The organism is Roseiarcus sp., assembly GCF_052145395.1.
Lineage (GTDB): Bacteria > Pseudomonadota > Alphaproteobacteria > Rhizobiales > Beijerinckiaceae > Roseiarcus.
The window spans coordinates 1-10743 of the sequence record NZ_JBKQOT010000534.1; the positions used below are offsets into that span (position 1 = coordinate 1).

Below are 10743 nucleotides of genomic sequence, written 5' to 3' on the forward strand. Positions count from 1 at the left end.
AGGTCGGCGAACAGCAGGACAAACCCCAACACGCGGTCCGGGGCCACCAGGACCGGATCCGCCCTCACAAGCACCGGAATAGAGCCGCCACGAGACGTAACGACCGTCGCTTCGCCACGCCACGGCCGGTTCTCGACAACGAGAGCCTCCAGCCGCAATTTCGCATGGTCCGGGTCGTCGAAAAAGCGCGGCAGCTCGTCGATACGCCGCAACGCGTCGGCCTTGACGCCCAGCCATTCCATGAAGCCCGCACTGCTTTGCATGACCTGGCCGCGGGCGTCCGCGATGAGAACCTGCTGGTCCGAGCCGTGAACCTGGCGCGACACCTGATCGAGCTGATCCTGCGCGATCAGGATGCGGACCGCGCGAAACTGAACGACGACGTCGCTGATGCTCGTGCGGATCAAACGGGCCGCTCTGAGATCGCTCTCCGTCCAGGGATCCGAGGTGCCCTTCACGATCTGGTGCCACTGCGCAAAGGATCGGCGCGGTGAAAGTTCGCACGGATCGTCGGAGTCTGATACCGCCTTGGATGGATCGCCGCCCCAGGTCACCGTGCGCACACGTTCGTTTCGAAACCAGATCAGCATCTCGTCGCTCTGGTTCGAGATGGACACCGCCAGAAGCCCGCTGGCGATGCCGGCGAGCGGGCCGAACGCCGGTTCCAGACCGCTGAGGTTTGCGGTCGCAAAATGACCGTCTTTGAGCATCGGCCGCAACCAGCGCGCGATCTGGCGAATGTCGTCCGTCGACGGCACATCCCCGGTCGTCAGGATCTCGCCCTCAAACAAAAGCGCCGCGCCGGTCGCTCCGAGTGGGAGCAGCAGCGGGCGGCTGCGGTCGAAGAGAGCGTTCCTCCAGTCACCTTCGCGCGCAATCCACTCGGTCACCCCCGCTGTTCGAGACGGCGCGCGGCGAGTTCGCCCTGGCCTCTCATGAAGCTTTCGAGCGCAGCGATCCGGGTCGCAAGCACCTCGGCCACCAGCTCGCAGACGGACCGCATTTCGAAGTTCAGGAAACGCGGGGAATAATGGTGACACGAAACCAGGCCCCACAATTTCCCGCTGACCATCAACGAGACGACCAAAGTCGCGTCCACGCCCATGTTCTTGAGGTATTGAATATGAATTGGGGAAACGCTGCGCAGGAAGCACAGCGACATATCCAGATCTCGCCCGGAGATCGGCGACAGACGCGGAATCAGCGGGGCCGGCCGATAATTGACGTCCGCCAGAAGCCGCACGCGACTGCGCTCGTAGAGGCGGCGCGCGATCTGCGGAATGTCGGAGGCCGGATACCGGTTGCCGAGAAACGCCTCGAGGTCCGGCTTTCGGGTCTCGGAAAAGACCTCCCCGTGTCCTTCGTCGTCGAAGCGATAGACCATCACCCGATCGTAACCGGTGAGCTTGCGGAAGATATGGGCCGCTTCGTCGCAAAGCGACTGAAGATTCGCCGCCGCCACGATTTCCGGAACGAACCGTTCGAGATCGACGGACAAATCGGACATCTCGACCGCGCGTTCGAATTCGACGACAAGCTCGCCATTCGCCGAGCGATGGACAAGCGCCGTGTACGGTGTGTTCATCGCCCCAACCGTGCATGCCGTCGCAACCGGAATGCTGCCGACATCGACCGTCACGCCGTCGCGCAGCCGCTCGGCGACCGAACCTCCAAGCGTCCGAAGCGAGAGTCCGCCCAGCCGGTGGCGAAAGCCGAGAAAACTCGCGGCGTTCTCGCTTTCTTGAATAATGACGTGATCCGGTTCTCGGACAACAACCAGCGCGCCGTAGGGCTGGATCGATCCGGCGAGATGGATCTGCTCCCGCTCGCAGTTGGAGAGATTTGCGGCGCCAAAAGCCGGCGGCAGTTGCTGTTCGACCGTCAAGACCCAGATCTCCAGCGGAGACGGAGGCCCCCTACTTTTGTTCCAGCCTGTATTTTTTCAGCTTCGCATGCAAGCTCTGCCGGCTGATGCCGAGGGTCTTGGCCGCGGCGGTCCGTTTCCCGCGGGATTGGGCAAGAGCGTCGACCAGGCGCTGCCGCTCGACCGCCTCGACCGAGGTGCGGACAGCCGATTCGAGCGTCGTTCCCGACAGGCTGCCGATGAGGGTCGCAAGATCAGAGGCGTCTTCTCGCGGCTTGGCGTGCGATACGACGTCGCGAACGAGCAGCGCAAAATATCGCGGGCGATCGTCCTGATCGCCGACTGCGGAGACTTCGACTTCGGAACTCATGCCGAGCTCGCCCTCCAGCGTCGTCCTCAAGGAGCGCACGGCGCCGTGCTGCTCAACAAGGTTGAGGATCACTCGTACGCCTGTTCCTGGCCGGGTAAACCAGAGCTTGGCGTTCTTCCCGATGACCGCGCTCTCCACGCCCGCCTGAACGAGATCAAGGAAGGTATGATTGGCGAATCTGACGACGCCATCGCGATCAAGGATGACGAATCCCTCCGGTAGGCGCCCGATGAACGCCTCGAGCGAAAATGACGCTTCGTTCCGGTCGGAGGCGCGACCGCCCGCCTCGGGTTCGGCGAGCAGCGCCATCTGGAACAGGTAAAAAGCGCCAGCCTCGCTCGTCAGCGTCGAGGCGCGCAAGCTCCACGATTCGTTCTCCGCGAGATGCAGAACGATGCCCGGCGCTCGACCTTTCACACGGGCCGTCTCGAGAAAGGCGTCAAGGGTTTTCCGATCGCGATCCGTCAGATCAGGGAGAAATTCAGCGCCAGGAACGAGACCCAGAGAGTTCGTCGCTGCCGCATTGGCCTCTACGACCCGAAAATTCCCGATGCGCACGAGCGCGACTGCTTCGGACGAGGCGTCGAGCAGCGCCCGGTATCTGGTCTCGATCTCGCGGAGCTTCCAGTAATCCTGTTCGCGCTCCTTCTGGACGAGCGCGAGCCGAGACCTGAGGTCGGAAACGGCCTGGATGCTCCTCCCAACCGCGATGAAGCCGGCTCTCCTGCCGAGCTTGACGGTGGTATATTCGAGCGTTAGCTCGCGGCCGCTTGGCAGCCGCTGATTGACCGTGAAACACGAGGATTCGCCTTCGTGATGGGCGGTCTCAACTGCCTCCGCAACCCGTTCCGCAGTGTCCGGGGACACAGTGTCCGTCCACCGCAATCCGCGCCATTGCTCGAGCGGTTCGTCGGCAAGCGCCTCTGCGGACACGGCCGTTCGAATCACGCCTTCTCTGTCCACCTCGAGGGTGATGTCGGGGGAAAATTGCGCGGGCTCGCTCATCCAACGTCCAACCGCGCCTCGCCGGCTGAAGGTTCAGACGGGGAAGCCCTTCTCGATTCTCGGCGCACCGTCGCCGCTCTCGCGCCCCCATTCACCAGGGGCGCGAGAGCTAGCGCTATCGCAACCCCCACCTCAGAGTCCAGACGTTGAGGGTTCAAGCCGCCGTCATCGCTTCAGTAGATAGTCGTTGACCAAAACCGCGGGCTTCCGGTCTCGCCGCCACGTCGGCGGACAGCTCACCGTATGGGCGCCATGCGACACCGGCGACTTCCGCCGTGTCGCGCTTAACGACCTTCGTAATCGGCAACGAAAAGATGAACAATGTCATCCTCGTCGAGTCCGACGCCACCCGGCGCGCGATAATGGGTGCGTGCAACGAATTTTTGTGCGCACAGAATCCCGAGCTTCGCCAGGTCGGGGATACGTGCAGCGGGTGTTTGTGCAGAGTCCGCCGGAATTGTATTTCCCAAGCGCCAGGCGCTGCAAGAGCATGCGTCCTGCGCTGCCGACGAGGCACGCGGAAATCGCCCGATGCCGGCGTCCGTGCTGTGAGCGACAAGATTCGGCGCAAGGCCGGTCTCGCGATCGAGTTCGTCGACCAGAGTTCATTTGCGAATCCCATTCACGGCGAAGCGGCAACATGCGTCTCCCCGCGCGCTACAGTGCGTTTCGACCACGCGCGCCCTCGGCGATGCGAGGGCCTGGTAGAGCCTCTGGAAGACGGCCGCGTGCCAAGCGCAGATCGGCGAATCGGAACGCTCTCCGACGCAAAACGGATTGGACCAGATTTCGAAGGTCAGGCCATTGGCGAAGCAGCAGGCAAATCGCCCTGACCCGACGAAGGTCCACGCGTGAGCCGTTATAGCTTTTGCGAGCAGGCGAGATGAGATCCGCGCCGGCAGCGCCTTCAGGGCCGCGCGAGCCCAGCCGGGGATCCGGTTCGCTAGGATATAGTCGCCAGTGAGCCCGCCCGCCTCGGCCAGAACGGCCAAGCCTTCTTCCAGATGGAGAATCTTGCGCGTCGCCCGATGGAGCGCGGCTACCGACCGCTCCTCGACCATGTCGGTTGGCGGGTGAATGGCCCAATCGAGCACGCCCGCCGTCACAAGGATGCGGAGAACAGTCTCCGGTTCCGCCGCCAACGGCAGAACGCGCAGCAGCTGGATCGCCGCATTGGGTCCAACCCGGCCAGAGGTCTCGCCCTCGGATCTCGAACGCTTCGCCCGGCCTTCAGCGATCAACGGTTGCGCCAACGACATCGTCATCAGCCATTTGTTCTATTCCGCCGCCACAGGCCTTCGCGTCGACGAGGCTCACCTGCGCCTTGCGCGACCGGTCGGCGTTCGCCACCCAGTTGGCCATCTGGGCCGGCGCGATGGTCCGCGACTTGTCGAAATGGAAATCGACCTTCTTGCGCGACTGCGGTCCCCAATAGCCCACCTTGCCGAGATCGTAGAACTTGCGCTCGAAGCCAGCCTTGAGGAAGGCTTTCAGGCAGCCGAGCAGATAGCGCCGACGCTGGCTGGTTCCCGCCCAAGGGTATGAGAACAAAGCCTTCTGCATGTAGAAGCGCCGATAGTTGTTCATAACGCGATCGAGCAGTTCGCCGCGGTCCATCGCCTCTGGTCTGATGATCGGCGTCACGAAATTGTACTTCTCGAAGTCGAAGACCTCGACTTTATCGCTCATGTCCTGGTAGAGTTGGGAGAACGGCCAGGGCGTATACATCGACCAATTGGCGAGGTCAGGCTTCCATTCCTGCGCCATGCGATAGGTCTCTTCGAGGGTCTCTGCGGTCTCGTTCTCCAGACCGACGATGAACTGCGCTTCGACCACAATGCCCGCTTCGCGCAGGAGGTGAATGGCCTTCCGGTTGTCGGCGACCTTGGTTTCCTTGTGGAAAAGGTCGAGCTTCAGCTGAGCGGCCGCCTCGGTGCCGAGCGACACATGAAGCAACCCAGCCTTTCGATACAGCGGGAGAAGCTCTTCGTCTCGCAGGATATCCGTGACCCGGGTGTTGATGCCCCATTGGACCTTGTCGGGCAGGCCGCGTGCAATCAACTCCTCGCAGAACTGAACGAACTTCTTTCTGTTTATCGTCGGCTCCTCGTCGGCAAGGATGAAGAACCGGACGTCATATTGCTGGTAAAGGGTCTCGATCTCATCGACCACTTTCTTCGGATCGCGAATGCGATAGTCGCGCCAGAACTTCCACTGCGAGCAGAATGAACAGGTGAACGGGCACCCGCGCGCCATGTTGGGGATGGCGACGCGGCAATTGAGTGGAATGTATTTGTACTTGCTCCACTCGAGGAGGCCCCAGTCCGGCGTGATCGCGTCGAAATTCTTCACGGTCGGGGCGGCCGGCGTCGCGACGATCTGCGCGCCTTGCTGCGAGGGTTCTGTGAAGGCCAGCCCCTTGATCTCGCGCCGTCGCGCCGCCCATTCGCCCGACGCGATCGCCCTCACGACATCGACGAGGATTTCCTCGCCTTCGCCGCGTATGACAGCGTCGATCCATGGCGCTTCGCTCAGCACCTGTTTGAACATGAAGGTCGCGTGTACGCCGCCAAGCAGCGTGACAACGTTCGGGTTCGTTTCTTTGGCGATCTGAAGAGCGCGTTCGGCCTTGTAAATCGACGGCGTAATGGCCGTCGCGCCGACGATATCGGGCTTCTCCGCGGCGATGCGGGCCGCGAGCGCTTCATCGCTCAGATCATTGGTCATCGCGTCGATGAAGCGGACGTCCGTATATCCCGCCGACTTCAGGGCGCCGGCGAGGTAGGCCACCCAGGCCGGAGGCCAATTGCCTGCGATTTCGGCGCCGCCCGAATGATAGTTCGGGTGGATGAGAAGGATGCGCAACGGTGTCTCCGTCCGCTTGCTTAACAGCAGAGAATGTAAACTTAAATTGACACTCAAGTCAAGCAGGCTTGCGCCTCGCTGGAGAGCCGTCCGTCACCCCATCACGCCTGGAAGGAAATGCTCGCCCTCCCGAATGGCGAAATCCCGGAACGCCCTGGCGGCCGGAGACAGCGTTCGGTCGGTACGGTTGACAACATGCCACCGCCGCAGGATCGGGAGCCCCTCGACATCGAGGCTGACCAGGCGACCGCTGGCGACTTCCGCCGCGATCGTGTGCGCCGACAGCAGCGCGATGCCGAGCCCCGCCATAACCGCCTGCTTGATCGTCTCGTTCGAGCCGAGCTCAATCCCGACTTGGACCGGCCTGATTGTGGTGTCGCCGATATAGTCCTCAAACAAGGTGCGCGTACCAGATCCGGCCTCACGGAACAGGAAAGCTTCTCCCTCGAGCTCGGCGCGCGTCAACCCCTTGCCGCCGGCCAGGCGATGGTCCGGCGGCGCGATCAGCACATAGGGGTGCGCGCCGAAGGAGTACGTCTCCACGGGCAGATCCCGAGGCGGCCGGCCGGCCAGCGCCACCTCGATGGTCCCCCCGCGCAGCGATCTGATGGTCTCGTCGCGATTGCCGATGAGGAAACGAAGCTCGACTTTCGGCCGCGTGGCCAGGAATGCGGCGATCAGTCGCGGGGCGAAGTATTTCGCGGTCGAGACGGCGCCGACTGACAAAAGCCCGCCCTCTCCGGACGCGATCGCCCGCATAGCTTCGGCGAAATCGCGCATCGCCTCCTTGACGACGCGCGAGGCCTCGAGCGCCGCCTCCCCCGCCTTGGTCAAACGCATCCCGGAGGGCGTTCGGTCGAACAGCCTGAGCCCTACGGCTTCTTCGAGCCCCTTCACGCGCGCCGTCAACGCGGCCGGCGTCATGTTCAGCGCCGCAGCCGCCTGCACGAGGGATCCCGCGGCGACGATTGCGTGAAGCGCTTCGATTTGCCGGAGGGAAAGATTACGCATGACCGATATGTATTCAAGGATTTTGAATGCTCTTCCAAAAATAAATCAGTTTCTTTTGTCACGTAAGAGGCCCTACTTTTCGACCCGTTCGACGACCTTTTCGTCGACGGGCCGTTCCGGGAGGAGCCCGTGACCGTACCTTCGACCGTGAACGAGGGCCTTGGCGCATTTCTCGCCGCCACCGCCCCAAAAGATCTCGCCCGCGTGCTGACCGCGCTGGCGGACGCTTCGATTGAGGTCGCCAGCCGAATTCGGCGCGGGCCCCTCGGGGGCGCGCTGCACGCGGATGTCGGCCCGGACCATGACGGCGTCGCGCAGAAAGCGCTCGACGTGTTCGCGGACCAAGCGTTCATCGGCGCCCTAAAAGGGTCGGGCGTTCGCGGCGTCGTCTCCGAAGAGCGCGAAGATTTCGTCGCGCTCGACTCCGACGGGACCTTTCTCGTCGCGATCGATCCGCTCGACGGCTCGTCCAACATCGAGGCGAATATCACCATCGGCACGATCTTTTCCGTGCTCGACGCGCCGCCCGGCACGCTCGAAGCCGCGCATTTTCTTCAGCGCGGAACCCGCCAACGCGCGGCCGGAATCTTCGTCTACGGGCCTCATATCGATTTCGCGTTCACGATCGGCCACGGCGTGTCGGTTGCGACCCTCGACCCCGAAGACGGAGTCTATCGAATTACGACCCGCCGCGTCGAAATGCCCCAAGCCTCCAGCGTGTTTTCGATCAACGCGGCGAACGCGCGTCACTGGAAGGCGCCGGTCCGGTCTTACATCGAGGACCTCGTCGAGGGAGAAGAAGGCCCGCGCGGACGCAATTTCAACATGCGCTGGGTCGGCTCGATGATCGCCGAGGTCTATCGCACCCTGCTCTCGGGCGGCGTCTATCTCTATCCCGAAGATTCGCGGGAAGGGTACGAGAACGGCCGCCTGCGTCTCCTTTACGAAGCGAGCCCGGTCGCCTTGCTGATCGAGCAGTCCGGCGGCGCGGCGATCGACGGCTACCGACCCATCCTGACGATCGAGCCGGAATCGATCCATGTCCGTTCGCCTCTCATTTTCGGCTCCAAAGACAAGGTCGAGCGCGTCGCCCGCTACTACGGCGACGAAGGCGAGGCGAGGCTGCCCCCCCTGTTCGGGAAGCGCGGCCTCATGCGCCGGTGACGTTCGGAGGGGCGAGGCATGTCCATTAAGCACCCCATTATCGCGATCACCGGGTCCTCGGGAGCGGGCACGTCATCGGTCAAGAAGACCTTCGAGCAGATCTTCCGGCGCGAGAAGAACAATCCCATCTACATCGAGGGCGACGCCTTTCACCGCTGGAACCGCGCCGAGATGCGTGAGCGCATGAAGGAAGCGGCCGCGCGCGGAGACCATCACTACAGCCACTTCGGAATCGACGCGAACCTGTTCGAGGAACTCGAGACCACGTTTCGAACATACTCCGAGACGGGAGGAGGCCGGACCCGCGCCTATGTGCATGACGCTGTCGAGGCCGAAGTTCATGGCGCGCCGCCGGGCCATTTCACGGAATGGCGCGAGTTCGAGCCAGGCTCCGATCTTCTCTTCTATGAGGGCCTGCATGGCGCTGTCGTCACCGATCAGGTCGACGTCGCTCGCTACGTCGATCTCAAGATCGGCGTCGTGCCGGTCATCAATCTCGAATGGATCCAGAAGCTGCATCGCGACAAGGCGGCGCGCGGCTACTCGACCGAGGCGGTGACGGACACGATCCTCCGGCGCATGCCGGACTACATGAATTTCATCGTGCCCCAATTCAGCCAGACCGACATCAACTTTCAGCGCGTGCCGACTGTCGACACGTCGAACCCCTTCATCGCGCGCTCGATCCCGACGCCCGACGAATCGATGGTCGTCATCCGGTTCAAGAACCCGCACGGCATCGATTTCCCCTACCTCCTGTCGATGATCCACAACAGCTTCATGAGCCGCGCCAACTCGATCGTCATTCCAGGGGGCAAGCTCGACATCGCGATGCAGCTCATCCTGACGCCGATGATCTTGAAGCTCATCGAGCGCGGTCGCCGCGCGCTGCGCGCCTGATCGAGAGGAAATTCCTGGTCGAGCCGGACGACGGCCGAAACCCGCCCTCAAGGAGGAGAGAGACGCCATGAACGTTCAGAAGTCGCAGACCGTCAAGGGCAAGGACCGCTACAAGTCCGGCGTGATGGAATATCGCAAGATGGGCTATTGGGAGCCCGAGTACACGCCGAAGGACACCGACATCATCGCCTGCTTCCGGGTCACGCCGCAGGAGGGCGTCGATCCGATCGAGGCGTCGGCGGCGGTCGCGGGCGAATCGTCGACGGCGACCTGGACCGTGGTGTGGACCGACCGGCTGACGGCAAGCGAGAAATATCGGGGCAAGTGCTATCGCGTGGATCCCGTGCCGGGAACCGAAGGTCAGTACTTCGCCTATATCGCCTACGAGCTCGACCTCTTCGAGCCCGGCTCGATCGCCAACCTCTCGGCCTCGATCATCGGCAACGTCTTCGGCTTCAAGCCCTTAAAGGCGCTGCGCCTCGAGGACATGCGGTTTCCGATCGCCTATGTGAAGACATTCCAGGGCCCGGCGACCGGAATCGTCGTCGAGCGCGAGCGGCTCGACAAGTTTGGCAGGCCCCTCCTCGGCGCGACGGTAAAGCCGAAGCTCGGCCTTTCCGGGCGCAACTACGGCCGCGTCGTCTACGAGGCGCTCAAGGGCGGGCTCGACTTCACCAAGGACGACGAGAACATCAACTCGCAGCCCTTCATGCATTGGCGCGACCGCTTTCTCTATTGCATGGAGGCGGTCAACAAGGCCGAGGCTGCGACCGGCGAGGTCAAGGGCAGCTATCTCAACGTAACCGCCGCGACGATGGAGGACATGTACGAGCGGGCCGAGTTCGCCAAGGAGCTCGGTTCGGTCATCGTCATGATCGATCTCGTGATCGGCTATACGGCGATCCAATCGATGGCGAAGTGGGCGCGCAGGAACGACATGATCCTGCATCTCCATCGCGCCGGACATTCGACCTACACGCGGCAGAAGACTCACGGCGTCTCGTTCCGCGTCATCGCCAAATGGATGCGGCTTGCGGGCGTCGATCATATTCACGCAGGCACCGTCGTCGGCAAGCTCGAAGGCGACCCGGTGACGACCAAGGGCTACTACGACATCTGCCGCGAGGACTTTAATCCGCAGCAGCTCGAGCACGGCATTTTCTTCGACCAGCCCTGGGCGTCGCTGAACAAGCTCATGCCGGTCGCGTCGGGCGGCATCCACGCAGGCCAGATGCACCAACTCCTCGACCTCCTCGGCGAGGACGTCGTTTTGCAATTTGGCGGCGGCACAATCGGCCATCCGGCGGGCATCGCGGCCGGCGCGACCGCCAACCGCGTCGCGCTCGAAGCGATGATTTTTGCCCGCAACGCCGGGCGAGACTATGTCCACGAAGGCCCGAACATCCTGGCGGATGCGGCCAAGACCTGCACGCCGCTGAGGCAAGCGCTCGATGTTTGGGGCGACGTGACCTTCAACTACACAACGACCGATACCCCCGACTTCGTGCCGGCAGTGACAGCAGCGGTATAGGCTTTTTCTCCCTCTCCCCTCGCGGGAGAGGGC

General features: G+C 62.9%; 9 protein-coding genes. 3 read left to right on the plus strand and 6 right to left on the minus strand.

What is annotated here, in order from left to right; translation table 11 throughout:
• The 6 genes from ACLP25_RS18300 to ACLP25_RS18325 form a co-directional block, all read right to left on the minus strand.
• A partial coding sequence (locus ACLP25_RS18300; RefSeq protein ID WP_442470598.1) for a PAS domain-containing protein occupies positions 1–890 on the minus strand: 890 nt, incomplete at its 3' end.
• Positions 887–1885: a GAF domain-containing protein gene (locus ACLP25_RS18305; RefSeq protein WP_442470599.1), complete on the minus strand. Its 999-nt coding sequence runs from the start codon at positions 1883–1885 to the stop codon at positions 887–889. The genes ACLP25_RS18305 and ACLP25_RS18300, both read right to left, overlap by 4 nt.
• Before the next feature lie 31 nt (positions 1886–1916).
• Positions 1917–3239, minus strand: coding sequence for a transcriptional regulator PpsR (ppsR, locus tag ACLP25_RS18310; RefSeq protein ID WP_442470600.1), 1323 nt, complete (start codon positions 3237–3239; stop codon positions 1917–1919).
• A gap of 605 nt (positions 3240–3844) precedes the next feature.
• Positions 3845–4504: a bacteriochlorophyll 4-vinyl reductase gene (gene bchJ, locus ACLP25_RS18315; RefSeq protein WP_442470601.1), complete on the minus strand. Its 660-nt coding sequence runs from the start codon at positions 4502–4504 to the stop codon at positions 3845–3847.
• Positions 4470–6104 carry a magnesium-protoporphyrin IX monomethyl ester anaerobic oxidative cyclase gene (bchE, locus tag ACLP25_RS18320; protein ID WP_442470602.1) on the minus strand — a complete coding sequence of 545 codons (1635 nt, stop codon included), beginning with the start codon at positions 6102–6104 and terminating at the stop codon, positions 4470–4472. Before bchE ends, bchJ begins: the two co-directional genes overlap by 35 nt.
• 93 nt (positions 6105–6197) lie before the next feature.
• Positions 6198–7115 carry a LysR family transcriptional regulator gene (locus ACLP25_RS18325; RefSeq protein ID WP_442470603.1) on the minus strand — a complete coding sequence of 306 codons (918 nt, stop codon included), beginning with the start codon at positions 7113–7115 and terminating at the stop codon, positions 6198–6200.
• A 129-nt stretch (positions 7116–7244) separates the two neighbouring features.
• Here ACLP25_RS18325 and ACLP25_RS18330 point away from each other — a divergent pair, with 129 nt between their 5' ends.
• From ACLP25_RS18330 to ACLP25_RS18340, 3 genes are all read left to right on the plus strand, one after another.
• A complete protein-coding gene (locus tag ACLP25_RS18330; protein ID WP_442470604.1) occupies positions 7245–8279 on the plus strand; it encodes a class 1 fructose-bisphosphatase in 1035 nt (344 codons plus the stop codon).
• An 18-nt stretch (positions 8280–8297) separates the two neighbouring features.
• Positions 8298–9179 (plus strand): phosphoribulokinase, encoded by an 882-nt coding sequence (locus ACLP25_RS18335; RefSeq protein ID WP_442470605.1) that lies wholly within the window; start codon positions 8298–8300, stop codon positions 9177–9179.
• A gap of 67 nt (positions 9180–9246) precedes the next feature.
• Positions 9247–10710: a form I ribulose bisphosphate carboxylase large subunit gene (locus tag ACLP25_RS18340; RefSeq protein WP_442470606.1), complete on the plus strand. Its 1464-nt coding sequence runs from the start codon at positions 9247–9249 to the stop codon at positions 10708–10710.
• The last annotated feature ends 33 nt before the right edge of the window (positions 10711–10743 follow it).